Source organism: Gordonia hongkongensis (genome assembly GCF_023078355.1).
In the GTDB taxonomy this organism is placed as follows: domain Bacteria; phylum Actinomycetota; class Actinomycetes; order Mycobacteriales; family Mycobacteriaceae; genus Gordonia; species Gordonia hongkongensis.
Genome location: NZ_CP095552.1, coordinates 2541437 through 2568085, shown reverse-complemented (window position 1 = coordinate 2568085; position 26649 = coordinate 2541437). Strand labels below are relative to the sequence as shown.

Genomic DNA, 26649 nt, shown 5'->3' with positions numbered 1-26649 from the left:
TCCGGCCTCAGAGGATGGCGCGGTTGCGCGCACGGGGGAAGCGCTTCTGCCGCGCGACCCAACCCGCCATCTTGCGGTAGTGCGACGTCGACACCGTGGTCTCCGAGGTCAGGTCACGGTCCCACTCGGCGATCTCGAGACCGTCGACGGCGTCGACCACGGCCTGCGCGGTCGCGAGATCGGGCACGACCCGGTCCCCGAGGATGCCGTTGGCGTCGCCGACGAGCGTGATCCGCACACCGGCGTCCCCGATCGCCTGGAGAACGACCTTCGCGCTGCCACCTTCGCGCTGGACGAACTTGCGTACCGAGGCAACGACCTCGGTGGGTGCCTCGACCTTCTGCTGCGTGCCCGACTTCTCGCCGTCGGTGGTGTTCGTCATGGGGGTCAGCATACCGGGGCGATCCCGGCGTGTAGAACGGTGTCGTGCGAGCTATCCAGGTGACCCGCCACGGCGGACCCGACGTCCTGACCTTCGGCAGTGTCGACGATCCCATCCCGGCCGCCGACGAGGTGATCGTCCGGACCGCAGCGGTGGGCGTGAACTTCATCGACACCTATCTGCGCCGGGGCCTGTACCCCTCCACACCGCCCTACATCCCCGGTACCGAGGGCGCGGGCGTCGTCGTCGCGACCGGCTCGGATGTGACGTCGCTGCAGGAAGGTCAGCGGGTGGCGTGGTGTGCGGCCCCCGGTTCGTATGCGGAGCTTGTCGCGGTCCCGGCCTCGAAGGCGGTCTCGGTACCCGACGCGGTCGACGACGCGGTGGCCGGGTCGTCGCTTCTCCGCGGTCTCACCGCGCACTATCTCCTCGACGGGAGTGCTCATCCCCAAGCCGGCAACACGATCCTGGTGCACGCCGGTGGCGGTGGTGTCGGCCTGATCCTCACCCAGCTCGCCAAGCGCCGCGGACTGACGGTCATCACGACGGTCTCGTCCGATGAGAAGGAGGAACTCTCGCGCGCCGCCGGGGCGGATCACGTCCTGCGCTACGGGGAGGACCTGAGTTCCCGCGTCCGTGACCTCACCGACGGACGCGGCGTGCCGGTGGTCTACGACGGCGTCGGCGCGGACACCTTCGAGCAGTCGCTGGCGTCGACCGCGGTCCGGGGGATCATCGTGCTCTTCGGGGCGGCGAGCGGGCCGGTTCCGCCGTTCGACCTCCAGCGTCTCAACGCCGCGGGGTCGCTGTCGGTGACGCGGCCGACACTGGCGCACTTCACCGACACCGCCGAGGAACTGAACCGCCGGGCCGGTGAGTACTTCGAGGCGATCGTCGACGGCAGTGTCGAGGTGCGCGTCGGCCAGCGTTACCGATTGGCCGATGCAGCTGCCGCACACACCGACCTGGAGGCACGTGTCACCACGGGTTCGACGGTGCTGTTGCCGGCCGGGACGTGAGCCGCGCTCAGAAGTAGGACGAGATGGTCTGCAGTCCGACGACCGCGTCGATCGCGAGTCCGCAGAACACGATGGCGAGATACTCGTTGGACTGCAGGAACACCTTCAGCGGTGCCACCTCCGCGCCGCGCTTGGTGTCGCGGTACAGCTTGGTCACACGCTCCAGGAACCAGCCGCCGGCGGTCAGCGCGATCACGGTGTAGATCCAGCTCGTGGCCGGGATCAGCAGCAGTGAGGTCACCACGGTGAGAACCGTGTAGATCAGCATCTGGCGGGTGACGCGTTCCTCGGTCGCGATGACCGGGAGCATCGGCACACCGGCCGCCTTGTAGTCCTCCTTGTAGCGCATCGCCAGCGCCCAGGTGTGCGGCGGCGTCCAGAAGAAGATGACCGCGAAGAGGACGATCGGCTGCCAGCTCAGCGACCCGGTGACCGCGGCCCATCCCACAAGGGTGGGCATACAGCCCGCGGCGCCGCCCCAGACCACGTTCTGCCAGGTCCGACGCTTGAGGATCAGCGTGTAGACGCCGACGTAGAACAGGATCGTCGCCGAGACCAGCAGCGCCGAGAGGAGGTTGGCGGCGAAGTACAGGACCGCGAAGGACGCCGCCCACAACGCGAGACCGAAGATGAGCGCGCTCCGCGGCGCGACCGCGCGGCGGGCCAGCGGACGCCGGGCCGTGCGCTTCATCTTCTTGTCGATGTCGGCGTCGGCCACCATATTGAGGGTGTTGGCGCTGCCGGCGCCGAGCCAGCCACCGATGAGGGTGAAGGCGATGACCGCGATGTCGACGTGGCCGCGGTCGGCCTGCAGCATCACCGGGATCGTGGCGACGAGAAGCAACTCGATGACACGCGGCTTGGTCAGCGCGATGTAGGCGAGCACCGTCGCACGCACACGCCCGGCCCACGATTGATCGGCCGGCGCGACCGTTTCGGTCGATACCTGCGGATTCGATGCGGTGTCGGTCGAGTGAGATGCGGCGGAACTGTTCCCGCTCACACGCTCCCCTATCCTCACGAACACTCCTCGTCCGCCCGCACAGACGCCCGCGGGCTACTACGGAGCATGGTAGACGTTTGCCTCTGCGAACCGTGAATCGAGGCATGGCACCGCCATGCGCGAGCTCTCGACCGGCGATGACGCCAGAACTCGCCGGTAACCATCGGTCGGCGCGCAACGCGTGGCCGGCGCCGATTACTCTGGACGCGTACGCGCCGACGATCGTCGGTGGCCGACACCGGTCAGCGCCGATACCGATCAACGCCTACACCGATCACGCCGGTACCGGTCGCCCTGGTACCCATCGCCCCTTCTACGACCTCCGACCGAGTACGAATCGCACCGAGCAGGCACAGGAGACCTTCAACATCGTGGCCGACACAGACGAGATCCGCGCTTTGACCACCCCCGCCACCCGGATGACTGGACCGACCTGGACACCCGCGCCGTCGACACGGCCCGGATCCTGGCGGCCGACGCAGTGCAGAAGTGCGGAAGCGGACACCCCGGTACCGCGATGAGCCTTGCTCCGCTCGCCTACACCTTGTTCCAGCGAGTCATGCGTCACGACCCGACCGACACCGACTGGGCCGGGCGCGACCGCTTCGTCCTCTCGTGCGGACACTCGAGCCTGACGCTCTACATCCAGCTCTACCTCGGCGGGTTCGGTCTCGAGCTGTCCGACATCGAGGCGCTGCGGACCTGGGACTCCCTCACGCCGGGCCACCCCGAGTTCCGCCACACCCGCGGCGTCGAGATCACCACCGGCCCGCTGGGTCAGGGTCTGGCCTCGTCGGTCGGCATGGCAATGGCCGCCCGACGCGAACGCGGCCTGTTCGACCCCGACGCGGCGCCCGGACAGAGCCCGTTCGACCACTACATCTACGTCGTCGCCTCCGACGGCGACATCGAAGAGGGCGTGACGTCGGAGGCCAGCTCGCTGGCCGGCACCCAGCAGCTCGGCAACCTGATCGTGTTCTACGACCAGAACCAGATCTCGATCGAGGACGACACCGACATCGCGCTGTCGGAGGATGTCGCGAAGCGCTACGAGGCGTACGGCTGGCACGTGCAGACCGTGGAGGGCGGCGAGGACATCGTCGCCATCGAGGCGGCGATCGAGGCGGCCCAACAGGTCATCGACCGGCCGTCGATCATCTGCCTGCGCACCATCATCGGCTACCCCGCCCCCAACATGATGAACACCGGCATGGCCCACGGCGCGGCGCTCGGCGAAGACGAGGTCGCGGCGACGAAGAAGGTCCTCGGTTTCGACCCGGAGAAGAACTTCGAGGTCACCGACGAGGTGATCGGCCACACCCGCAAGCTCATCGACCGCGGTGCCGAGGAGCGCACGGCGTGGACGTCGTCGTTCGATGCCTGGGCGGAGAAGAACCCCGACGCCAAGAAGCTGTTCGAACGGCTCACCGCCCACGAACTGCCCGAGGGCTGGACCGACGTGCTGCCCAGCTGGAACGTCGGCGACAAAGATGTCGCGACCCGCAGCGCATCGGGCAAGGTGCTCGGCGCGCTCGCGCCCGTGCTGCCCGAGCTGTGGGGCGGTTCGGCCGACCTGGCCGGCTCCAACAACACCACCATGGACGGCGAGCCGTCGTTCGGACCGACCTCGATCAGCACCAAGAAGTGGTCGGCCAACCCCTACGGCCGCACCCTGCACTTCGGTGTCCGTGAGCACGCCATGGGATCGATCCTGTCGGGCATCGCGCTGCACGGGCCGACCCGCGCCTACGGCGGTACGTTCCTGCAGTTCGCCGACTACATGCGTCCCGCGGTCCGCCTCGCGGCGCTGATGGAGATCGATCCGATCTACGTCTGGACCCACGACTCGATCGGTCTGGGTGAGGACGGCCCGACCCATCAGCCGATCGAGCACCTGGCCGCGCTGCGCGCGATCCCGAACCTCGACGTCGTCCGGCCGGCCGACGCCAACGAGACCGCGTACGCCTGGCAGCACCTGCTCACCCGCCGGAACCATCCGGTCGGCCTGGCGCTCACCCGCCAGAACATCCCGATCCTGGAGGGCACCTCGGCGCAGGGCGTCGCCAACGGCGGATACGTCCTGAGCGACTCCGAGGGTGACCCTCACGTCGTGCTCATCGGCACCGGCTCCGAGGTGTACCTGGCCGTCGACGCACAGAAAGCACTGGCGGAGAAGGGAATCAAGGCCCGCGTCGTCTCGATGCCCTGTGTCGAGTGGTTCGACGAGCAACCGCAGGGGTACCGCGACCACGTGCTGCCGCCGTCGGTTCCGCGCGTCGCCGTCGAAGCCGGCATCGCCATGCCGTGGTACCGCATCGTCGGCGCCGGTGGCGAGATCGTCTCGATCGAGCACTTCGGGGCCTCCGCCGACTACAAGGTGCTGTTCACCAAGTTCGGCATCACCGCCGAGGCCGTGACCGCGGCCGCCGAGCGCGCCGTCGCCGGCTGAGCGACCACAACCCACAAGGAGAGAATCGTGACCCAGAACGAGAAGCTCGCCGAACTGTCCGCCGCCGGAGTGTCGGTGTGGCTGGACGACCTGTCCCGGGACCTGATCAGCTCAGGGGACCTCGCCGAACTCATCAGCACCAAGTCGGTCGTCGGGGTGACCACCAACCCGTCGATCTTCCAGGCCGCGCTGTCGTCGGGCCATGCCTACGACGACCAGGTCAACGAGCTGGCCGCACGGGGCGCCGACGTCGACGCCACCATCCGGACGGTCACCACCGACGACGTGCGCAACGCCTGTGACGTGCTCGCCTCGACCTTCGAGTCGACCGACGGCGTCGACGGACGCGTGTCGATCGAGGTCGATCCGCGCCTCGCCCATGACACCGACGCCACGGTGGCACAGGCCGTGGAGCTGTGGAAGATCGTCGACCGGCCGAACCTGCTCATCAAGATCCCGGCCACCGAGGCCGGGCTCCCCGCGATCAGCAAGGTCATCGCCGAGGGCATCAGCGTGAACGTGACGCTGATCTTCTCGGTCGAGCGCTACGAGAAGGTCATCGCCGCCTACCTCGACGGCCTCGACGCCGCCGCCCAGGCCGGCCACGACCTCTCCCGGATCCACTCCGTCGCCTCGTTCTTCGTGTCGCGGGTGGACACCGAGATCGACAAGCGACTCGACGCCATCGGCACCCCGGAGGCCACCGACCTGAAGGGCAAGGCGGCACTGGCCAACGCGCGCCTCGCATACTCGGCGTACCAGCAGGTCTTCGAGGTCGAATCCCGCTTCCCCGACCTGCTCGCCAAGGGCGCCCGCCCGCAGCGCGCCCTGTGGGCGTCGACCGGTGTGAAGAACCCCGACTACCCGGACACCCTCTACGTGAGCGAGCTCGTCGCACCCAACACGGTCAACACGATGCCGGGCAAGACGATGGACGCCTTCGCCGACCACGGCTGGGTCAACACCGAGTCGATCATCGGTCTCGCCGCCGAGTCGCAGGAGATCTTCGACAAGCTCGTCGCGGTGGGCGTCGACCTGTCCGACGTCTTCCTGGTCCTGGAGAACGAGGGCGTCAGCAAGTTCGAGGACGCGTGGAACGATCTGCTCAGCGCGACCGCCGAGCAACTGTCCGCGGCGAACAAGGGCTGACCCCAGGTGGCGGGAGGCGAGGAGTCAACCGGGACCGGTTCGTGGACCAATCCGCTCCGTGACCCGCAGGACAAACGGCTGCCGCGCATCGCGGGACCGTGCAGCCTGGTCATCTTCGGGGTCACCGGCGACCTCGCCCGCAAGAAGTTGATGCCGGCGGTCTACGACCTCGCCAACCGCGGCCTCCTGCCACCGTCGTTCGCCCTCGTCGGCTTCGCCCGGCGTGACTGGACCGACGAGGACTTCGGCGCCATCGTCCACGACGCCGTCCGTGAACACGCACGGACCGGATTTCGCGAAGAGGTGTGGGAACGCCTCGCCGAGGGATTCCGGTTCGTGCAGGGCGCATTCGACGACGACGCCGCCTTCGACAGGCTGCGCGACACGCTCAAGTCGCTCGATGTCGAACGCGGGACCGACGGCAATCACGCGTTCTACCTGTCGATACCGCCGGGGGCTTTCCCGACGGTCTGCGAGCAGCTCGAGCGCAGCGGTCTCGCCACGCCGACGGGCGACAGCTGGCGACGGGTGGTGATCGAGAAGCCGTTCGGTCACGATCTCGAGTCCGCACGCGAACTCAACGCGATCGTCAACAACGTCTTCCCCGAGTCGTCGGTGTTCCGCATCGACCACTATCTGGGCAAGGAGACCGTCCAGAACATCCTGGCCCTGCGGTTCGCCAATCAGTTGTTCGATCCGCTGTGGAGTTCGCATTACGTCGACCACGTCCAGATCACCATGGCCGAGGACATCGGTCTCGGCGGCCGGGCGGGCTACTACGACGGGATCGGCGCGGCACGCGACGTCATCCAGAACCACCTGCTGCAGCTCATGGCCCTGGTCGCGATGGAGGAGCCGATCTCCTTCGAGCCCAAGCAATTACAGGCCGAGAAGATCAAGGTCCTCGCCGCGACGCGCAACGTCCTGCCGATCGACGAGAACACCGCCCGCGGTCAGTACGGACCCGGATGGCAGGGCAGCGAGAAGGTGCCGGGCCTCAAAGAAGAGGAGGGCTTCGCGAAGGACTCGAAGACCGAGACCTTCGCCGCCATCGCCCTCGAGGTCGACTCCCGTCGCTGGGCAGGGGTCCCGTTCTATCTGCGCACCGGAAAGCGCCTGGGCCGTCGCGTCACCGAGATCGCACTCGTCTTCAAGCGCGCTCCGCACCTGCCGTTCGACCAGACCATGACCGAGGAACTGAGCCAGAACGCGCTCGTGATCCGGATCCAGCCGGACGAGGGCATCACCCTCCGATTCGGGTCGAAGGTCCCCGGGTCGAGCATGGAGGTCCGGGACGTCAACATGGACTTCAGCTACGGCACCGCCTTCACCGAGGCCTCGCCGGAGGCGTACGAGCGTCTTATCCTCGACGTCCTGCTGGGTGAACCCTCGCTGTTCCCCGTCAACGAGGAAGTCGAATTGTCCTGGCGCATCCTCGATCCGGTGCTCGACCATTGGTCCGAGTCGGGGTCGCCCGACACCTACGAGTCCGGGACGTGGGGGCCGCGTTCGGCCGAGGAGATGATGGCCCGCACCGGTCGCGCGTGGCGCCGGCCGTGACGAGACGTCCGTACGCCCGCACCGTCCGATCCGTTCAGGAGGCCTCCCGATGATCGTCGAACTGCCCGACACGTCGACCGGAAAGGTCGCCAAGAAGATCATCGAGGTGCGCGCCGCGGGCGGCGCGCTGAGTCTGGGTCGCGTACTCACCCTGGTCGTGTGCGTCGAACTGGGTGAGCCGATGGAAGGGGCCATCGAGGCGGCGGTCGGCGCGAGCCGCGAGCACCCGAGCCGCGTCATCGTCGTGTATCGCGGTGTGCGCGAAGGCGACTCACGGCTCGATGCGCAGATCCGCGTGGGCGGCGATGCCGGCGCCTCCGAGGTGGTCGTGCTGTCGCTGCAGGGCGAACTCGCCGACCATCCGGACAGCGTGGTGACCCCCTTCCTCCTCCCCGACACCCCGGTCGTCACGTGGTGGCCGGGCAAGGGTCCACGACGCCCCGCCGACGATCCGCTCGGCAAACTCGGGCACCGGCGCATCGTCGACGCGAGCAAGGCGGGCGACTCGCTCGCGGTGCTGGCGCAGCGCCTCGAGACCTACTCCCCCGGCGACACCGACCTCGCCTGGACCCACATCACCCACTGGCGCGCGATCCTCGCGTCCGCGGTCGACCGACCGCCGCACACCCCGATCACCGAGGTCGTGGTCACCGGGTCCCAGAACTCGCCCTCGGTGGACCTGATCGCCGGCTGGCTGCGGTCCACCCTGAACGTCCCGACGCGACGCCGCCGCGGCAGTTTCGAGATCCGACTCCACCGCGACGAGGGTCCGACCATCCTCGCCGTCGACGAGGAGAACAACGCCGTGCTGACGATGCCCGGCAAACCCGATGGACGCGTCGCCATGGGCCGGCGTGAACTTCCCGCGTGTATCGCGGAGGAGCTACGACGACTCGACACCGACGAGGTGTACATCGAAGCACTCAAGGGTGTGCCCGAGGTCGAGTTCACAGATGACACCGAAGGAGTTGCCGCCCGATGACCACCGAGACCCTCGTCTTCGACTCCAAGCAGGAACTCGTCGAGACCGCCGCGACCCGGTTCGTGGACCTCGTGACCCGGGCCCAAGCCGAACGCGGCGTCGCGAGTGTGGTGCTGACCGGCGGCAGCAACGGGATCGGCCTCCTGTCGGCGCTCGCCGCCGACAGCGGCACCATCGACTGGTCCAAGGTCGACATCTACTGGGGCGACGACCGTTTCGTCCCCGCCGACGATCCGGAACGCAATTCGGGTCAGGCGCGCGAGGCGCTGCTCGACACCGTGCCCGTCGACCCGTCGCGGGTGTTCCCGATGGCGCCGTCGGACGGACCGCTCGGCGACGACATCGAGGCCGCCGCCGCGGATTACGCCGCCATTCTCGCCGGCCGGTCGAGCGACGGCGTGGCGCCGGAGTTCGATCTCCATCTGCTCGGCATGGGCGGTGAGGGACACATCAACTCGTTGTTCCCGCACACTGCGGCCACCGCGGAGACCACGAAGTCGGTGGTCGCCGTCGAGGATTCGCCGAAGCCGCCGCCGCGCCGGATCACCCTGACCCTGCCCGTCGTCAACCGTTCCCGGCAGGTGTGGTTCCTGGTCGCCGGCGCCGACAAGGCCGAGGCGGTCGGTGCCGCACACGGTGGCGCGGACCCGGCCGACTGGCCCGCTGCCGGGGCGCGCGGCACCGAGGAAACCATCTGGTTCCTCGACGACGCGGCCGCCGCCGACATCCGGTGACCGTCCGCTAGCCCGAGTTCCGCAGCGCGGTGGCGAGGCCGTTCATGGTGAGCTGGATCCCGCGCCGCACGATCGGGGTGTCCTCCCCCGCGCGGAAGCGCCGCAGCAGCTCGACCTGCAGCAGGTTGAGCGGCTCGAGATACGGGAAGCGGTTGTAGACCGACCGCTTCAGCGCGGCGTTGTCGTGGAGAAGGTCGTCGGTGCCGGTGATCTTCGCGCACATCGCGATCGTCCGCTCGTGTTCGTCGACGATCATGCCGAACACCCGCTCGCGCAGCTCCTCGTCGGGCACCAGCTGTGCGTACCGGTGGGCCAGGCCCATGTCCGACTTCGCCAGTACCTGAGCCATGTTCGACATCACGGTGCGGAAGAACGGCCACTTGGCGTAGTACCGCCGCAACGTCTCCAACCGCTCCGGATCGTCCCCGACCCATTCCTCGAACGCCGAGCCCGTGCCGTACCAGCCGGGCAGCATCACGCGCGACTGCGTCCACGAGAGCACCCACGGGATCGCCCGCAGATCGGAGATCTTCTCGGTCTGCTTGCGCGACGCCGGCCGGCTGCCGATGTTGAGGGCACCGATCTCCGACAGGGGCGTCGAGGTGGTGAAGTACTCGACGAATCCCGGGGTCTCGTGGACCAGCCGGCTGTACGCGGCTCGCGCCTTCGCCGCGATGTCGTCCATGATTTCGTAGGCCGAATCGGATTCGTCGCCGAGGCCTTCGGTGTCCAGGAGCGAGGACTCGATGGTCGCGGCGAGCAGCGTCTCCAGGTTGCGCCGCGCCGTGACCGGTTCGGCGTACTTCGCGGCGATGATCTCGCCCTGCTCGGTGATGCGCAGCGAGCCCTGAACCGCGCCGGGCGGCTGGGCCAGGATGGCGTCGTAACTGGGACCACCGCCGCGCCCGACGGTCCCGCCGCGCCCATGGAACAGACGCAACCTGATGCCCGACCGCGACGCCACGTCGACCAGATCGAGCTCGGCGCGGTAGAGCGCCCAGTTCGCGGCCATGTAGCCGCCGTCCTTGTTCGAGTCCGAGTAGCCGAGCATGATCTCCTGAATCCCGTTCTGGGACTCGACCATCGCCCGATAGAACGGGACGTCGAGAACGGCGAGGAGGGTCGCTGCGCCCTGCTGGAGATCCTCGATCGTCTCGAACAGCGGAACCACGCGGACCGTACAGCGTGGCGTTCCGTCATTCGGATCGTAGAGGCCTGCCTCCTTGAGCAGGATCAGCGCCTCGAGCATGTCACTGACCGAGGTGCACATGCTGATCACGTAGTTGGGCACGGCCGCGGGGCCGAAGGTCGCGACCGCCCTGGCGGCGGCCCGGACGATTCCGAGTTCCTTGGTGGCCAGCTCGCTCAGCTCGGCGTCGGGACTGGTCAGCGGTCGGCGCGCACGCAGTTCCGCGGAGAGGATCTCGACGCGCTCGGACTCGTCGAGCGACGCATAGTCCGGATGCACACCCGCCCACGCGAGCAGCTCGGCGACCACTTCCTCGTGCATGTCGGAGTTCTGCCGCATGTCCAGTCCGGACAGGTGGAACCCGAAGGTGCGCACGGCTTCTCGCAGAGCGAGCAACCGGTCGTCGGCGATCGTGTCGTCGTTGTTCGCGCGCAGCGCGCCGTCGATCACATCGAGGTCGGCGAGGAGTTCGGCGGCGTCGCCGTACGGCTGTTTCCCGTCGATGAGGAAGAGGTCGCTCGAGGTGAGGAAGTCGTCGTCGAACATCTCCCGGGCGGTCGCCACCAGACGGGACCGGATGGAGCGCAGGGCGAGCCGGAAGGGTTCGTCGGCCCCCGGGTCGTCGGCGTCGGCCCCGGCGAGGTCGAACAGGGTGTCGCTGGCGTCGATGAGCCGGGCCGACATGCTGAGTTCCTGTGCGAGACTCTCGAGTTCGGCCAGGTGGTGTCCGACGGCGGTCTGCGCGGCGAGCGTGGTGGCCAGGGTCACCACCTCGGAGTTCACGAACGGATTGCCGTCGCGGTCGCCGCCGATCCACGACCCCATCCGGATCATCGGTTCGTCGGCGAGTCCGGCGTCGGGGTACGTCGAGCGCAGCGCGGTGCGTACCGCGGTGTTGATGGCGGGCACGACCTCGAAGAACGAGGCGTCGTAATAGCGGAGCCCGGAACGGATCTCGTCCTGGATGGTGAGACGTTCGAGCCGGATGAGGGCGGTCTGCCAGAGCGTCAGGATCTGCCGCCGGATCGACTCGGTGACCGCCGCGTCCTCGTCCGGCATCAGTTCGGTCCGGCCGCGGAACCGCATCAGCTCGGTGATGCGGTTCTGGGCCTCGAAGACGGTGCGTCGGCGGGTCTCGGTGGGGTGAGCGGTGATGACCGGCACCACGGCGGCATCGGCCAGCGCCCGGCCGACCTCGTCGTCGCCGAGTCCCGCCTCGGCGAGCTTGCGGTAGGTGGCGGCGAGGCTGCTGTCCTGGGGCGGGTCTCCGGCCCGGACGTGGATGGCGCGGCGCCGCTCACGGTGGATGTCCTCGGCCAGGTTCGCCAGCAGGGCGAAGTGGCTGAACGCGCGGATGACCGGGACCGCGGTGGAGATGTCCAGATCGACGAACATGTCGGCGAGTTCGGTGCGGTCGATCTCGTTGCGGCGCACCCGGAATGCGGCCACGCGGGCGGCTTCGACGAGATCGAAGACGTCGCTGCCGGAGTGCTCGCGGACGACGTCACCCAGGATCCCGCCGAGAAGGCGGATGTCCTCCCGTAGGGGTTCGGTGAGTGCTCGGCCCTCGTCGTCGACGACGATGTGGTCGACGATGGAGATCGATGGGCGCCAGTCCGGGACTCCCCGCGCGGGGACGGTTTCACTCATGCCGTCAAGTATCCCGGCAACTCACGGGCGCGGCATCCCGAGGCGCGTACGGTGGCTAGCCGGACAGTTTGATGTCGACGCCCACGCCGACGATGAAGATCACCCAGATGAGCCCGACGAAGATCGTCAACCGGTCCAGGTTGCGTTCGACGACGCTCGAGCCCGAGAGGCTGGACTGGACACCGCCGCCGAACAGCGACGACAGACCGCCACCCTTGCCGCGGTGCAGCAGGATGAGCACGATCAGCAACACGCTGGTCACGATCAATCCGATGTCGAGTGCACCTTGCACAGTCACGAGTCGCAACGCCCTTCCGTAAAGCCCCTACATACAGCTGTGGCAGGTCAACCCCCGAAAAGAGGCCAACCTGCCACAGTGTACGCGTGGGTGCGACCCGTCAGGGCAAGGGGCCACCCGCGGCGATCGCCGACAGCGTCGCGAACTCGTCGGACTTCAGCGATGCGCCGCCGACCAGGGCGCCGTCGACGTCGGGACGTCCGACGATGTCGCCGACGTTCTTGGCGTTGACCGATCCGCCGTAGAGGATCCGCACCGATGCCGCGGTCTCGGCGTCGGCGATCTCGACCAGCGCCTCACGGATCGCCTTGCACACCTCCTGGGCGTCGTCCGCACTCGCCACCCGGCCGGTGCCGATCGCCCAGACCGGCTCGTACGCGATGACGGTCTGAGCGATCTCGGCCGCGGACAGACCGGCGAGCGATCCCTTGAGCTGCGCCACGTTGTAGGCCACGTGGTCGCCGGCCTCGCGGACGTCGAGCCCCTCACCGATGCACACGATCGGGGTGAGTTCGTGCTTGAGCGCGGCCTTGGTCTTGGCCAGCACGACCTCATCGGTCTCGTTGTGCAGGGTGCGCCGCTCGGAGTGCCCGACCACCACGAAGGTGCAGCCGAGCTTCGCGAGGAACGCACCGCTGATCTCGCCGGTGTAGGCGCCCGAGTCGTGCGCCGACAGGTCTTGCGCACCGTAGGTGAGCAGGAGCTTGTCGCCGTCGACGACCGTCTGCACGCTGCGGATGTCGGTGAACGGCGGGATGACCGTCACATCGACCTTGTCGAAGTACTTCGCCGGGAGGGCGAAGGCGATCTTCTGAACCAGCGCGATGGCCTCGAGGTGGTTCAGATTCATCTTCCAGTTGCCCGCGATGAGCGGTTTACGAGTTGCCATGGATCAGCTCTCCAGAACCTTCAGTCCGGGGAGTTCCTTGCCCTCGAGGTACTCCAGCGATGCGCCACCTCCGGTGGAGATGTGCGAGAAATCGGAGTCGGGCAGACCCAGAGTGCGGACCGCGGCCGCCGAGTCGCCGCCGCCGACCACGGTGAACGCGCCGTTGCCGGTCGCGCCCGCGATGACCTCGGCGACACCGCGGGTGCCCGCCGAGAACTTCTCGAACTCGAACACGCCCGACGGACCGTTCCAGAAGATGGTCTTGGCACCCGAGAGGACCGCGGCGAATCGCTTCACCGACTCCGGTCCGATGTCGAGCCCCATCCAGCCGTCGGGAATGGCGTCGGACGCCACCGTGTCCGACTCGGCGTCCGCGGCGAACTTGTCGGCCACCACGACGTCGACGGGCAGGTGGATCACGTCGCCGAACCGCTCCAGCAGGCTCTTGCAGACGTCGATCTGATCTTCCTGCAGCAGCGAGGAGCCCACCGAATGCCCTTGTGCGGCAAGGAAGGTGAACGCCATACCGCCGCCGATGACCAGCGTGTCGACCTTGGGTGCCAACGCCTCGATGACGCCGAGCTTGTCCGAGACCTTCGACCCGCCGAGGACGACCGCGTAGGGACGCGTCACCTCTTCGGTGAGCTTGGACAGCACGTCGACCTCGGCCGCCACCAGCTCGCCCGCGTAGTGCGGGAGCAGCTTGGCGACGTCGTAGACCGAGGCCTGCTTGCGATGCACCACTCCGAAGCCGTCGGAGACGAACGCGCCGTCGTCGCCGACGAGCTCGACCAGCGCCTTGGCGAGCGCCTCGCGCTCGGCGTCGTCCTTGGCGGTCTCCCGCGGATCGAAGCGGATGTTCTCCAGCAGCAGGACGTCGCCGTCGGTGAGTCCTTCCGCGCGGGCCAGCGCGTCGGTGCCGACAACGTCACCGGCGAGCTGCACGTTGCGGCCGAGTTCCTCACCGAGGCGGGCGGCCACCGGTGCCAGCGAGAACTTCGGATCCGGCTCGCCCTTCGGACGACCCAGGTGCGCGGTGATGATCACCTTGGCACCGGCGTCGATGAGCGCGTTGAGCGTCGGCAGGGACGCGAGGATGCGACCCGGATCGGTGATCGTCGACCCGTCGAGCGGGACGTTGAAATCCGACCGGACCAGCACACCCCTGCCCGAAACACCTTCGTCCAGAAGGTCTTTCAGAGTGGGAACACCCATGAGGCGTTGACTCCTAAGGTCGTTGGGGGTGGGTCAGAGCGACTTGCCGACGAGACCGATGAGGTCGACGAGGCGGTTGGAGTAGCCCCACTCGTTGTCGTACCAGGACACGACCTTGGCCTGGTCGTCGATCACCTTGGTCAGGCCGGCGTCGAACAGCGAGCTGTGCGGGTCGGTGACGATGTCGGACGAGACGATCGGTGCGTCGTAGTACTTCAGGATGCCCTTGAGCGGACCGTCGGCAGCGGCCTTGAGCGCGGCGTTGATCTGCTCGGCGGTGGCGGTCTTCGACAGCTGGGCGGTGAGGTCGGTGACCGAACCGGTGGGGATCGGGACACGCAGCGCGTAGCCGTCGAGCTTGCCCTTCAGCTCCGGGAGCACCAGGCCGATGGCCTTGGCGGCACCGGTCGAGGTCGGCACGATGTTGATGGCGGCGGCGCGGGCGCGACGCAGGTCCTTGTGCGGGCCGTCCTGCAGGTTCTGGTCCTGGGTGTAGGCGTGGATCGTGGTCATGAGGCCCTTGACGATGCCGAACTCGTCGTTGAGGACCTTGGCCAGCGGGCCGAGGCAGTTGGTGGTGCACGAGGCGTTCGAGATGATGTTCTGGCTGCCGTCGTACTTGTCGTCGTTGACGCCCATCACGATGGTGATGTCCTCGTCCGAGGCGGGGGCGGAGATGATGACCTTCTTTGCGCCGGCATCGAGGTGTCCCTGAGCCTTGGCGCGGGCGGTGAAGATGCCGGTCGACTCGACGACCACGTCGACGCCCAGGTCGCCCCACGGGATGGCGGCCGGACCTTCCTTGACCTCGAGGGCCTTGATCTTCTGCTCACCGACGACGATGGTGTCGTCGCCCTCGAGGGTGACGTCGTCGGACAGGCGACCGAGGATGGAGTCGAACTTCAGCAGGTGCGCGAGGGTCGCGTTGTCGGTCAGGTCGTTGACCGCGACGATCTCGATGTCGGTGGTGCCCAAAGCTTTTTGCGCTTCGACGGCACGGAAGAAGTTGCGGCCGATCCGGCCGAATCCGTTGACGCCTACCCGAACAGTCACAGTTGTGCTCCTTAGCGGTATTCATGGTCGGGCCTGGTGGTCAAGCCCGGTCTGGCCGCGCGTGAGCGGTCAGCGAAGCACACCTGAGTGGTCACGCCTCCGCCCACGTCGCCACCAGCCTAGTAGGCGACCCTCTGCTCGGCACACCGCAGGTCCGTGTCAGGCCTCGTCGAGCAGCTCGGAGGTCACCGCGGATTCGGTGTCGGGGATGCCGTCCTGGCGGGCCTTCTTGTCGGCCATCGACAGCAGGCGGCGGATACGCCCGGCGACGGCGTCCTTGGTCATCGGCGGGTCGGCGAGCTGACCGAGCTCCTCCAGCGACGCCTGCCGGTGGGTGATCCGGAGCTGTCCGGCCGCGATCAGATGGTCGGGCACCTCGTCGCCGAGGATGTCCAGCGCGCGTTCCACGCGGGCCGCGGCGGCGACCGCCGCACGCGCCGATCGACGCAGATTGGCGTCGTCGAAGTTGGCCAGGCGGTTGGCGGTGGCGCGCACCTCACGCCGCATCCGTCGTTCCTCCCACACAAGCCTCGTGTCGTGGGCCCCCATCCGGGTCAGCAACGCCCCGATGGCCTCGCCGTCGCGGATGACAACGCGGTCGGCCCCGCGGACCTCGCGGGCCTTGGCCGTGACACCGAGGCGTCGGGCCGCGCCGACGAGGGCGAGCGCCGCCTCCGGCCCGGGACAGCTGACCTCCAGGGCCGACGACCGGCCCGGCTCGGTGAGCGAGCCGTGCGCGAGAAATGCTCCGCGCCAGGCGGCCTCGGCGTCGGCGACACTACCGCCGACGACCTGGGCGGGCAGGCCGCGCACCGGGCGGCCGCGCAGGTCGAGCAGCCCGGTCTGTCGTGCCAGGCCCTCGCCGTCCTTGGTGATCCGCACGATGTAGCGCGCCGACTTCCGCAGCCCGCCACCGCGCAGGACGTGGACGTCCGAGGCGTAGCCGTAGAGGTCGTGGATCTCGCGGCGCAACCGGCGCGCCACGTTGCCCATGTCCACCTCGGCCTCGACCACCACGCGACCCGCGACGATGTGCAGACCGCCGGCGAAACGCAGCAGCGCGGACACCTCGGCTCTCCGGCAACTCACCTGAGTCACCGACAGGCGACTGAGTTCGTCCTTCACCGCCGCCGTCATCGCCACCGGTACCTGTCCTCCTGTCAACAGACCACACGTCCCTCGAGTGAAAATCGCGGAGACATCGCCCGAATCAGGCGTCCGCTCGGTCAGAGTAACGGGTCAGTTCACCTTCGCACAGTTCGTTCACCACGGCGGCGACTTTCGCCGGGTCATGGACCTGCCGGCCCGGCACCGCGACGTCTCCGACATTCAGCTCCGCGCCGAACAATCCGGCCGCACGCACGAGGTGATCGCGCTCCCGTCCCGCGGGCACCGACGACGCGTCCACGAGGACGTGGTCGACGCGGAAGGTGTTCGCATGGGCGTGCAGCACATGGAGGTGACGCTCGACCGAGAACCCCGGGGTCTCCCCCGGCTCGGGGGCCAGATTGACCACGAGCACCTTGCGAGCGCTGCTGCGCTGCAAGGCCTTCAACTGTTCGGGCACGAGCACGTGCGGGATCACGCTCGAGAACCAGGAACCCGGCCCCAGCATCAGCAGGTCGGCCGATTCTATTGCGGTCAGCGCCGATTCGCAGGCCGGCGGGTCGCCGGGCAACAGCCGGACGCGGCGCACCTTGCCGGGAGTGGTGGCCACCGCGACCTGTCCCCGGATCTCGCGACTGATGCGTGGATCGGCCTCGAGTCCCGAGACGTCGGCCTCGATGTCGAGGGGCACGGTCGACATCGGCAGCACGTGCCCCGTGATGCCGAAGATCTCCCGCAACTCGGCGAGGGCCCCCACGGTGTCGCCGAGCACCTCGGTGAGTCCGGCGAGGAGCAGATTGCCGATCGGATGCCCGGCGAGCGCCCCACGGCCGCCGAAGCGGTGCTGGAGCACCTCAGCCCACAGTTCGTGCCGGCGGCGGGCCGCCGGGCCGTCGGCGGCCTGTGCGTCCGGCAAGCCGTCGGGCGTACTCATCAAGGCGGCGAGCGCCATTCGCAGGTCACCGGGTGGAATGAGTCCGAGTTCGGCGCGCAACCGTCCCGACGACCCCCCGTCGTCGGCGACGGTGACCACCGCGGTGATGTCGGCGCTCAGATAGCGCATCGCGGTCAGCGTCGCGTACAGGCCGTGACCGCCGCCGAGCGCGACGATCCGGGGCTCCCGGGAACTCATTCGCGCCCCAGATCACGATGCATGACCCGGACGTCATAGGACGCGTGGCCGGCGTCGTCGACGGCGCGGCGCAACCGAGCCGACAGTTCCTCGGCGATGGCGACACTGCGGTGCTTGCCGCCGGTGCAGCCGACGCTGATGGTCATGTAGCGCTTGCCTTCCCGCAGGTAACCGCGGCCGACGATCGAGACCAGGCCGGTGTAGAGGTCGAGGAATCCGTCGGCGTCCGGCTGGCCGAGGACATAGTCGCGGACCGGCGCCTCCCGGCCGTTGTGATCGCGCAGTTCGTCGATCCAGTGCGGATTGGGCAGGAAGCGGACGTCGGCGACGAGATCGGAATCGATGGGCAGACCGTACTTGAAGCCGAACGACTGCACCGCGATCGACAGCCGCGGTTCGGTGTCGCCCGGCGCGACGCCCTCGACGATCGCGCGCAGTTTGGCCGCGGTCAGCGCCGACGTCTCCACCACCAGATCGGCCACGTTCTTGATCGGGGCGAGGATCGCCCGTTCGCGGGCGATCCCCTCGACGAGGGTTTCCTGGCCCTGCAACGGATGTCGGCGACGAACCTGCTCGAAACGGCGAACCAGCACCTGGTCGCTGGCGTCGAGGTAGAGGAGCCGGGTCCGGATCCCGGACTCTTCGAGACGGTCCCGCAGCTGTTCGAGCTGATGGGCCAGGTTGGCGTCGGACGCGCGCAAGACCATGGCGAGCCGGGTGATCGCCGGATCGTCTTCGCGGACCATCCCGACCATCGTCGAGATCAGCGAGGGAGGCACGTTGTCGGCGACGTACCAGCCGTCGTCCTCGAGCACGTTCGCCGCGGTGGAGCGTCCCGCGCCGGACATCCCCGTCACGAACAGGACGGTGAAGTCGGTGTCGTTCGCCTCGGCGATCGCCGCGCTCTGCACTTCGGTGTGGTCACTCATCGGCACCTCGTCCCGCGTCACCGGTCGCCACCGTCATCTCCTTCTCGGCCCGCTCCGGGATCGGGGCCGGGTTCGGGGTCTGGTCGGGCGCCGCCACCTCGCCGGAGAGCGCGGTCTGGACCGCACGCGCCGTGGTGAGGCCGATCCCGGGCACCTGGGATATCTCATCCAACGATGCCTCGCGCAGGCGCGCAACCGAACCGAAGTGGGTCACCAGCGCGGTGCGGCGGGTTCGGCCGAGGCCGGGGACCCCGTCGAGCACCGACTCGGTCATGCGCTTGCTGCGCTTGCTGCGGTGGAACGTGATGGCGAACCGATGGGCCTCGTCGCGCACCCGTTGCAGCAGGAACAGTGCCTGGCTGTTGCGCGGCAGGATCATCGGGTCGTCGTCGCCGGGCACCCACACCTCCTCGAGGCGTTTGGCGAGCCCGATCACCGAGACGTCGGTGATGCCGAGTTCGTCGAGGACCGCCGCGGCGGCGTGCACCTGGGGCGCACCGCCGTCGACGACGAAGAGGTTCGGCGGGTAGGCGAACTTCCGCGGTTGCGCCGTGGTGTCGGCCGCCGCGCTGATCTCGCCGGACACCGGTGGCGGCGCATCGCGGTCGGTGCGGTGGCGCAGGAACCGGCGTCGAGTGACCTCGGCGATGGACGCGACGTCGTCGGATCGGCCCTCGCCGGCGGCGTGCCGGATCGAGTAGTGCCGATAGTCGGACTTACGCGGCAGACCGTCTTCGAAGACCACGAGGGAGGCGACCACATCGGTGCCCTGCACGTGCGAGATGTCGACGCACTCGATGCGCAGCGGCGCCTGATCGAGCAGTAGCGACTCCTGCAGTTCGGTGAGCGCCGCCGATCGGGTCGTGAGATCGCCCGCGCGTCGGAGTTTGTGCTGCGCAAGGGCTTCGCCGGCGTTGCGGGCGACGGTCTCGAACAGCGCCTTCTTGTCGCCGCGCTGGGGCACCCGTAACCGCACCCGGCTGCCGCGGAGACCGGACAGCCACTCCTCGAGCTCCTCGGCGTCGGACGGCAACTCCGGCACCAGCACCTCACGAGGTATCGACTCCCCGTGTGCCCGATCGGTCCCGACGTCGACGGTGGCGTCGAAATCGACCTGGGCGCCGTAGAACTGGGTGATGAACTCCCCCACCACATCGCCGTCGGTGCCGTTGTCGCTGCGCTCGACCACCCATCCGCGCTGGCCGCGCACCCGTCCGTCGCGGACGTGGAACACCTGGACCGACACCTCGAGCTGATCGCCGGCGAGCGCGATCACGTCGGCGGTGGTGCCGTCGCCGAGCACGACCGCCTGCTTCTCCATGGCGCGTCGCATCGCACCGATGTCGTCACGCAACCGCGCGGCACGCTCGAAGTCGAGCTCCTCGGCCGCGACGTTCATGTCCCGTTCCATCTTGCGGATCATCAGGTCGGTGCGGCCCGCGAGGAAATCGCAGAAGTCCTCGACGATCTCCCGGTGTTCCTCGGCATCCACCCGCCCGACGCAGGGGGCGGAGCACTTGTCGATGTAGCCGAGCAGACACGGGCGGTCGATCTGCCGATGCCGTTTGAACACACCGGCCGAGCAGGTCCGGGCCGGGAAGACCCGGGTCAGCAGGTCGACCGTCTCGCGGATCGCCCACGCATGCGCGTACGGACCGAAGTAGCGCACGCCGCGCCGCCGCGGACCCCGGTACACGAACAGGCGCGGGTACTCCTCGTTCAGGGTGACCGCGAGCATCGGGTAGCTCTTGTCGTCGCGGTAGCGGACGTTGAAGCGCGGGTCGAATTCCTTGATCCAGTTGTATTCGAGCTGCAGCGCCTCGACCTCGGTGCCGACCACCGTCCACTCGACGGACGCGGCCGTCGTCACCATCTGACGGGTGCGGGGGTGCAGCGAGGCGATGTCGGCGAAGTACGACGTCAGCCTCGACCGGAGGTTCTTGGCCTTGCCCACGTAGATGACACGACGATGCTCGTCGCGGAACTTGTACACCCCGGGATCGGTCGGGATGGACCCCGGGGCGGGTCGGTAGGTAGTCGGGTCGGCCACGTGTTCCAGGCTAGTGTCCGGGCCGGACAGTCCCGCGGTAGCGCTCCTCGAGCTCGCGGAATCGACCCATCGCGTCGATGGCGCGCTGACCGTCACCGGCCTGAACCGCCAGGACAGTGATGTGTTCGTCGGCCGGGAAGAGCAGCCACGCCCCGAAACCCTGCTCCGGGTAGGTGAGACCGAGAACACGGTCCCATTCGAAGAGCCGCGCCGACACCAGGTTGCGCACCTCGACGCCGGCGGCTCCGACGCGCAGTCGCGGGCGGGTGAACAGCAGGATGGCTGCCGAGATGAGCACGCCGATGAGGATGATCGCGATCTGGTCGGAACCGCCGAGATTGCGGACTCCGACGTCGTCGATCGTGAGCAGTAGACCGAACGTGATGTGGATGGCCATCACCACGACCGCGGCGGCGATGGCCCACCGCGGTAGGTTGCGGGGCCGGTAGACCAGGTCCCAGCCGGCGGAGTCGGTCGGCGGGGTGTCCGCGGGACTCACGCCGATGCTCCTCCGACCGCCACCGGGAGGGTTTCGCCACGCGCGAGCGCGCGCAGGGTCAGCGCCGACGCCAGCGCGGCGACCGTCGCCTGTGCGCCCTTGTCCTCCGTCGAGCCCGGGAGTCCGGCCCGTGCGATCGCCTGGTCCTCGGTGAGCACGGTCAGGACTCCGTTGCCGACCGGGGTCGACTCGTCGAGCGACACCCGTGTCAGGCCGGCGGTCACCGCGTCACACACATACTCGAAATGCGGTGTCTCACCCTTGATCACGACGCCCAGCGCCACGACGGCGTCGTGCGTGCGCGCCAGTGCCTGCACGATGACGGGCAGCTCGATGGCGCCCGCCACCTGCACGATGGTCGGGTCGACGACGCCGTTGTCCCGCGCGGCCCGGATGGCGCCGTCGAGGAGCGCGCCGCAGACGACCTCGTGCCACTGCGACGAGACGATCGCCAGGCGCAGCGAGCCGGCGTCGGCCAGTTCGAGGGTCGGCTCTCCGTGGCCGCTCATGCAGGTGCTCCTTCGGACGCGCCGTCGGTGGGCTGGACGTGATCGTCGAGCCCGATCAGATCGTGGCCCATCCGGTCGCGCTTGGTACGCAGGTACCGCAGATTCTCGGCGTTGGCGCGCACCGGCATCGGGACCCGGTCGACGATGTGCAGACCGTATCCGTCGAGCCCCACACGCTTGGCGGGGTTGTTGGTCAGCAGACGCATCGACCGTACGCCGAGGTCGACGAGGATCTGGGCACCGAGTCCGTAGTCCCGCGAATCGGCGGGCAGGCCCAGTTCCAGGTTGGCGTCGACGGTGTCGGAACCCGCGTCCTGCAGCTGGTAGGCCTGCAGTTTGTGCAACAGCCCGATCCCGCGACCCTCATGCCCGCGCATGTACAGGATGATCCCGCGGCCCTCGTCGGCCACCATCTCCATCGCGGCGTCCAACTGCGGGCCGCAATCGCAGCGCAGCGACCCGAAGACGTCGCCCGTCAGGCACTCCGAGTGCACCCGGACCAGGACGTCGTGGCCCTCGCCGTCCTCGCCGGTGACGTCTCCCTTGACGAGCGCGACGTGTTCGACGTCGTCGTAGACGCTGGAGTAGCCGACCGCGCGGAAATCGCCGTGGCGGGTGGGGATCCGGGCATCGGCGACGCGGACCACGTGCTTCTCGTGACGGCGGCGCCACGCGATGAGGTCGGCGATCGAGATCAGTGCGAGGTCGTGCTCGTCGGCGAACACACGCAGCTCGTCGGTCTGCGCCATCGAGCCGACGTCCTTCTGGCTGACGATCTCGCAGATCACGCCGGCCGGGGCGAGGTCGGCCAGGCGGGCGAGGTCGACCGCGGCCTCGGTGTGCCCGGGACGACGCAGCACGCCGCCCTCCTTGGCCCGCAGCGGCACGACGTGGCCGGGCCGGGTGAAGTCGGCGGCCGCGGCGTCGGGGTCGGCCAGCAGACGCATGGTGGTGGCGCGGTCGGCGGCGCTGATACCGGTACCGATGCCCTCCCGGGCATCGACGGTCACGGTGTAGGCGGTACCGTGCTTGTCCTGGTTCATCGAGTACATCGGCGGCAGGCCGAGCCGGTCGCAGGCGTCGCCGTCGAGCGGGACACACAGGTAGCCGGAGGTGTAGCGCACCATGAACGCCACCAGTTCGGGGGTCGCCTTCTCCGCCGCGAAGATCAGGTCGCCCTCGTTCTCACGATCCTCGTCGTCGACCACGACGACCGCCTTGCCGGCGGCGATGTCGGCGATGGCGCGCTCGATCGTGTCGAAGGCGACGGCGCCACCCTCGGTTGCCGTCGCGTCGTTCCCCTCGCGCGGTGACTCGCTCATCAGAACCTCACTCGTTGTGCTCATTTCGCCCCCGCTACATCAGGAGTACCAGTCGTGTCCGAACCCAGGTGAAGGCGCTCGACGTATTTGGCGATGACGTCGACTTCGAGGTTGACCACGGTGCCGGGTCGGGCGGCGCCGAGGTTGGTCTCGTTGAGGGTCGTCGGGATCAGGGAGATCTCGAACCAGGAGTCGTCGCCGGACCCGCCGACCGCGGACACGGTGAGGGACACCCCGTCCACGGTGATGGAACCCTTCTCGACGAGATACCGGGTGAGCGCCGCGGGCACGGCGATCCGTACGACCGTCCAGTTCTCCGACGGGTTGACCGCGGCGATCGTGCCGGTGCCGTCGACGTGTCCCTGCACGATGTGGCCGCCGAAGCGGCCGTTCGCGGGCATGGCGCGTTCGAGGTTGACGGTGCTTCCGGCGGCGAGGTCGGACAGCGAACTGCGGCGCAGCGTCTCGCCCATCACGTCGACGGTGAACTCACCGGGACGGAGGTCGACGACCGTCAGACACACGCCGTTGACGGCGATGGAGTCGCCGTGACCGGCGTCGGCGGTGACCACGGGCCCGCGGACGGTGAATCGGGCGGCGTCGGAGAGATCCTCGCGGTCGGCGATGACGCCGAGTTCTTCCACGATTCCGGTGAACACGCACTCCTCCTGCTCGCTCGGAGCAGACAGGGCGGCCTCGTGTCGCCTGTTCTCTCGCATCCGGACTATGACCGTCGGCTTCGGATTCGCACCGAATCTGCTGTCCCTGCCTGGTGGCAGGCGCTCGCGGGCTGGACGATGCGGATCCACCGCACCCTCATCACCGCCGGTGGGGATTTCCACCCCGCCCCGAGAACTGGTGACATCGACGCTAGCACGGTCGGCGATGTCAGTCGCATTGCGATTCCGGTGAGCGAAATGCGTCGCGGGCATGTCGTCTCGCTCAGCTGTCGCGCGGGGTGGTCGACGGCCGCGACAGTGTGACGAGGACGTCCTCCCCGAGTCGGGTCACCGATCTCGTGCTGAACCGCTGGCCGTCGTCGAGGGTGGTCACGCCCGGGATCTCGACCGAACTGCGACCGGCACCCAGCACCAGCGGGGCGACGTAGGCGTGCACCTCGTCGACGAGGCCCGCCGCGAAGAACGCGCCGAGGATGTGTGGCCCGCCTTCGACCAGCACCCACAGCGCGTCGGGCAGCGCGGCGAGGACGTCGGCGGGGTCGTGGGAGTCGATGCGGACCAGCGGTCCGCCGGCCGGATCCCGGAGCCGGGCGTCGGCCGGGATGTCGCGGTGACCGAGGACCACGCGTGCGGGCTGGTGCGGGTGCAGTGCGCCGGCGGCGGTGCGCGCGGTGAGCGTGGGGTTGTCGGCCAGCGCAGTACCGGTACCGATGACGATGGCGTCGATCCGGGCGCGCTGTGTGTGCGCGTGCTCGCGGGCCTCCGGGCCGGTGATCCACTGACTGGTGCCGTCGGGCGCCGCAATCCGGCCGTCAATGCCAGACGCGATCTTGGCGGTGACGTGCGGACGACCGAGACGCTGGCGGGTCAGCCATGGCCGTAGCGGCCCGTCCTCGACAGCGCCGGCCGCGACTCCCCCGGTCACCCGGACCCCCGCAGCCCGCAGCGTCTCGGCACCACCGGCGGCGACCGGGTTCGGGTCACTCACCGCGTACTGGACTTCGGCGATCCCGGCCTCGATGAGTGCCTGGGCGCACGGGCCGGTCCGGCCGATGTGGTTGCACGGTTCGAGGGTGACGATCGCGGTGCCGCCTCGCGCGGCCCGGCCTGCGGCTCGGAGCGCCATGACCTCGGCGTGCGGCCCGCCGGGTGGTTGCGTCGCCCCGACGCCGGCGACGGTGCCGTCGGCCGCGAGGATGACCGCGCCGACGGGCGGGTTGGGCGAACTGATTCCCATCGCCTCCCGGGACGCGCCGATGGCGCGTTCCATGGCGGCGGCGATGTCCATCGGGGTCAGGCCTGGATCTGCGCCCGTGCGGCGGCGGCCGACTCGCGGAGTGCGGCGACGGCCTGTCCGGGATCGTCCGCGCCGTAGACGGCCGAACCGGCGACGAAGCAGTCGATGCCGGCCTCGGCGGCCTCCTCGATGGTGTCGGCGTTGATGCCGCCGTCGATCTCGACGAGGAGCCGCAGGTCTTCGGCGTCGATGAACTTCCGGATGGCGCGGGCCTTCTCGAGGACCTCGGGGATGAACTTCTGACCGCCGAAGCCCGGTTCGACGCTCATGATCAGCAAGGTGTCGAAGTCGCGCAGGATCTCCAGGTACGGCTCGAGCGCCGTACCGGGCTTGATCGACAGGCCCGCCTTGGCCCCGGCGGCGCGGATGTCACGGGCGACGCCGATCGGGTTCTCGGTGGCCTCGGCATGGAAGGTGACGTTGTGTGCTCCGGCCTCGGCGTATGGCGGTGCCCACCGCTCCGGGTTCTCGATCATCAGATGGCAGTCGAGCGGGATGTCGGTGGCCTTCAACAGGCTCTCGACGATCGGGAGTCCGAGGGTCAGGTTCGGCACGAAGTGTGCGTCCATCACGTCGACGTGCAGCCAGTCGGCGCGGGTCTCCCCCGGCTGCGCCACCGCAGCGGCCTCGGCCGCGAGATTCGCGAAGTCCGCGGACAGGATGGACGGGGCGATCATGGGCGCGGTACCGGCGGTGCACATGGTCGACAAGTGTAGGACGCGGGTTCCGCTACGGACGAAAGCGTGCCGGCGTCTCAGACGCCGTTCGCCGGCCAGCCGGGGGACGGGGGCAGTACCGGCCACGGCTCGGGTCCCGTCTCGACCCCGACTCTCGGAAGGTCGGGGTTCGGGGGTAAGGCGTTGCACGCGACGATATCGGCGCGGTTCTCCGGACCAAGCCCCAGCTGCACAAAATTGATCGCGTTCCACGACCCGAAGACCGATGTGGTTGGCGTCAGATTCTGCCCAAGCTGCTCGCCGGGTGGCGAGTTGTTACCGGCAGTGACGAAGTCGAGAATCGCCGGCACTCCCCAGGAGTCCGCGAAATTCTTCCACTCGATGTCCCCGGTTCCCGAAGGCAGCATTGTAGACGTGATCTCGCTTCGACAGAGGATCACCCGGACTGTCCCTTCTCGCTCGGTACGTCGTAGCGGAGTGAAGAACACCGTCTTTTCGACATCCCGGTACTTACTATGGCTCTCAATGGTTCGTACGCGCTGATCGATGTCAGCTGGCGATGCCGATTCGAAACCTGGATAGCCCCACGAAGCAGACTGCCCTTCGAAAGCCAACTCATACGATTCTGCGTACGCCCGCACGAAAGTGGCTTCCGGACTCATCAGATTGAGCGTTGGCGACGGGACCCAGCGAAATGCGATCTTGAGTTTCGGCGGAATCGCATCTGCCGGTGTCATCGCAGGCGTAGAAGTAACGCGATCCGTGACATCACTGGACGAGAAAGCACACCCTGAAAGCAGCACCGCCACGAGCAGAAGCACGATGGCCTGCGGACGAGAACGGATCGAAATCGAGCACACCGCCGGACGCATCCG

23 protein-coding genes, 1 pseudogene and 1 riboswitch are annotated in these 26649 nt (G+C 68.5%); of the genes and pseudogenes, 6 read left to right on the top strand and 18 right to left on the bottom strand.

The features are described 5' to 3' along the window. Nucleotides 1–7: 7 nt before the first annotated feature. The gene (locus tag MVF96_RS11650) at nt 8–394 is read right to left on the bottom strand and encodes a hypothetical protein (protein ID WP_137808815.1); all 387 of its coding nucleotides are present in this window, start codon (nt 392–394) and stop codon (nt 8–10) included. A 32-nt stretch (nt 395–426) separates the two neighbouring features. On the opposite strand from MVF96_RS11650, the gene MVF96_RS11645 reads away from it, so the two are divergent. Then, on the top strand, nt 427–1401 hold the full coding sequence (locus MVF96_RS11645) for a quinone oxidoreductase family protein (protein WP_247452022.1): 975 nt from the start codon (nt 427–429) through the stop codon (nt 1399–1401). 7 nt (nt 1402–1408) lie between these two features. Here the strand turns inward: MVF96_RS11645 and MVF96_RS11640 are convergent, their stop codons facing one another. Next, the gene (locus tag MVF96_RS11640; protein ID WP_065632157.1) at nt 1409–2404 is read right to left on the bottom strand and encodes a heme o synthase; all 996 of its coding nucleotides are present in this window, start codon (nt 2402–2404) and stop codon (nt 1409–1411) included. 371 nt (nt 2405–2775) lie between these two features. On the opposite strand from MVF96_RS11640, the pseudogene tkt reads away from it, so the two are divergent. The 5 genes and pseudogenes from tkt to pgl all read left to right on the top strand — a co-directional run bounded on the left by tkt (nt 2776) and on the right by pgl (nt 9278). After that, nucleotides 2776–4853, top strand: a pseudogene (gene tkt / locus MVF96_RS11635) (transketolase). A 27-nt stretch (nt 4854–4880) separates the two neighbouring features. Then, nucleotides 4881–6002 (top strand): transaldolase, encoded by a 1122-nt coding sequence (gene tal / locus MVF96_RS11630; protein ID WP_205333436.1) that lies wholly within the window; start codon nt 4881–4883, stop codon nt 6000–6002. Nucleotides 6003–6008: 6 nt separating this feature from the next. Beyond that, nucleotides 6009–7562: a glucose-6-phosphate dehydrogenase gene (gene zwf / locus MVF96_RS11625; RefSeq protein ID WP_247452021.1), complete on the top strand. Its 1554-nt coding sequence runs from the start codon at nt 6009–6011 to the stop codon at nt 7560–7562. A 49-nt stretch (nt 7563–7611) separates the two neighbouring features. Beyond that, nucleotides 7612–8544 carry a glucose-6-phosphate dehydrogenase assembly protein OpcA gene (locus MVF96_RS11620; RefSeq protein WP_058250370.1) on the top strand — a complete coding sequence of 311 codons (933 nt, stop codon included), beginning with the start codon at nt 7612–7614 and terminating at the stop codon, nt 8542–8544. Further along, nucleotides 8541–9278 carry a 6-phosphogluconolactonase gene (gene pgl, locus MVF96_RS11615; RefSeq protein WP_058250369.1) on the top strand — a complete coding sequence of 246 codons (738 nt, stop codon included), beginning with the start codon at nt 8541–8543 and terminating at the stop codon, nt 9276–9278. Before MVF96_RS11620 ends, pgl begins: the two co-directional genes overlap by 4 nt. A gap of 7 nt (nt 9279–9285) precedes the next feature. Here pgl and ppc read toward each other — a convergent pair whose 3' ends face one another. The 16 genes from ppc to MVF96_RS11535 all read right to left on the bottom strand — a co-directional run bounded on the left by ppc (nt 9286) and on the right by MVF96_RS11535 (nt 26646). After that, nucleotides 9286–12117: a phosphoenolpyruvate carboxylase gene (ppc, locus tag MVF96_RS11610; RefSeq protein WP_247452020.1), complete on the bottom strand. Its 2832-nt coding sequence runs from the start codon at nt 12115–12117 to the stop codon at nt 9286–9288. Nucleotides 12118–12172: 55 nt separating this feature from the next. Then, entirely contained in the window at nt 12173–12409 is a 237-nt protein-coding gene (secG, locus tag MVF96_RS11605) for a preprotein translocase subunit SecG (RefSeq protein WP_010841002.1), read from the bottom strand. 106 nt (nt 12410–12515) lie between these two features. Further along, nucleotides 12516–13304, bottom strand: coding sequence for a triose-phosphate isomerase (tpiA, locus tag MVF96_RS11600; protein WP_065632152.1), 789 nt, complete (start codon nt 13302–13304; stop codon nt 12516–12518). Nucleotides 13305–13307: 3 nt separating this feature from the next. Next, nucleotides 13308–14519 (bottom strand): phosphoglycerate kinase, encoded by a 1212-nt coding sequence (locus MVF96_RS11595; protein WP_247452019.1) that lies wholly within the window; start codon nt 14517–14519, stop codon nt 13308–13310. Between the two features lie 33 nt (nt 14520–14552). Continuing rightward, nucleotides 14553–15572 carry a type I glyceraldehyde-3-phosphate dehydrogenase gene (gene gap / locus MVF96_RS11590; protein WP_058250365.1) on the bottom strand — a complete coding sequence of 340 codons (1020 nt, stop codon included), beginning with the start codon at nt 15570–15572 and terminating at the stop codon, nt 14553–14555. Nucleotides 15573–15731: 159 nt separating this feature from the next. After that, nucleotides 15732–16709, bottom strand: a complete 978-nt coding sequence (gene whiA, locus MVF96_RS11585) for a DNA-binding protein WhiA (protein WP_174316851.1) — start codon at nt 16707–16709, stop codon at nt 15732–15734. A 73-nt stretch (nt 16710–16782) separates the two neighbouring features. Then, a complete protein-coding gene (locus MVF96_RS11580) occupies nt 16783–17811 on the bottom strand; it encodes a gluconeogenesis factor YvcK family protein (protein WP_058250364.1) in 1029 nt (342 codons plus the stop codon). Further along, nucleotides 17808–18740, bottom strand: a complete 933-nt coding sequence (rapZ, locus tag MVF96_RS11575; RefSeq protein WP_247452018.1) for an RNase adapter RapZ — start codon at nt 18738–18740, stop codon at nt 17808–17810. Before rapZ ends, MVF96_RS11580 begins: the two co-directional genes overlap by 4 nt. After that, entirely contained in the window at nt 18733–20790 is a 2058-nt protein-coding gene (gene uvrC, locus MVF96_RS11570) for an excinuclease ABC subunit UvrC (RefSeq protein ID WP_065632150.1), read from the bottom strand. Before uvrC ends, rapZ begins: the two co-directional genes overlap by 8 nt. A gap of 10 nt (nt 20791–20800) precedes the next feature. Next, entirely contained in the window at nt 20801–21289 is a 489-nt protein-coding gene (locus MVF96_RS11565; RefSeq protein WP_068971584.1) for a PH domain-containing protein, read from the bottom strand. After that, nucleotides 21286–21798 carry a 6,7-dimethyl-8-ribityllumazine synthase gene (gene ribH / locus MVF96_RS11560; protein WP_058250361.1) on the bottom strand — a complete coding sequence of 171 codons (513 nt, stop codon included), beginning with the start codon at nt 21796–21798 and terminating at the stop codon, nt 21286–21288. Before ribH ends, MVF96_RS11565 begins: the two co-directional genes overlap by 4 nt. Further along, entirely contained in the window at nt 21795–23120 is a 1326-nt protein-coding gene (locus MVF96_RS11555; RefSeq protein ID WP_247452017.1) for a bifunctional 3,4-dihydroxy-2-butanone-4-phosphate synthase/GTP cyclohydrolase II, read from the bottom strand. Before MVF96_RS11555 ends, ribH begins: the two co-directional genes overlap by 4 nt. A gap of 20 nt (nt 23121–23140) precedes the next feature. Continuing rightward, nucleotides 23141–23779, bottom strand: coding sequence for a riboflavin synthase (locus MVF96_RS11550; protein WP_058250564.1), 639 nt, complete (start codon nt 23777–23779; stop codon nt 23141–23143). Between the two features lie 44 nt (nt 23780–23823). After that, a riboswitch (FMN riboswitch) is annotated at nt 23824–23980 on the bottom strand. A gap of 82 nt (nt 23981–24062) precedes the next feature. Then, on the bottom strand, nt 24063–25088 hold the full coding sequence (gene ribD, locus MVF96_RS11545) for a bifunctional diaminohydroxyphosphoribosylaminopyrimidine deaminase/5-amino-6-(5-phosphoribosylamino)uracil reductase RibD (RefSeq protein WP_159370741.1): 1026 nt from the start codon (nt 25086–25088) through the stop codon (nt 24063–24065). A gap of 5 nt (nt 25089–25093) precedes the next feature. Beyond that, nucleotides 25094–25798, bottom strand: a complete 705-nt coding sequence (gene rpe, locus MVF96_RS11540; protein ID WP_068971586.1) for a ribulose-phosphate 3-epimerase — start codon at nt 25796–25798, stop codon at nt 25094–25096. Between the two features lie 53 nt (nt 25799–25851). Beyond that, a complete protein-coding gene (locus MVF96_RS11535; RefSeq protein WP_247452016.1) occupies nt 25852–26646 on the bottom strand; it encodes a hypothetical protein in 795 nt (264 codons plus the stop codon). Between the last annotated feature and the right edge of the window lie 3 nt (nt 26647–26649).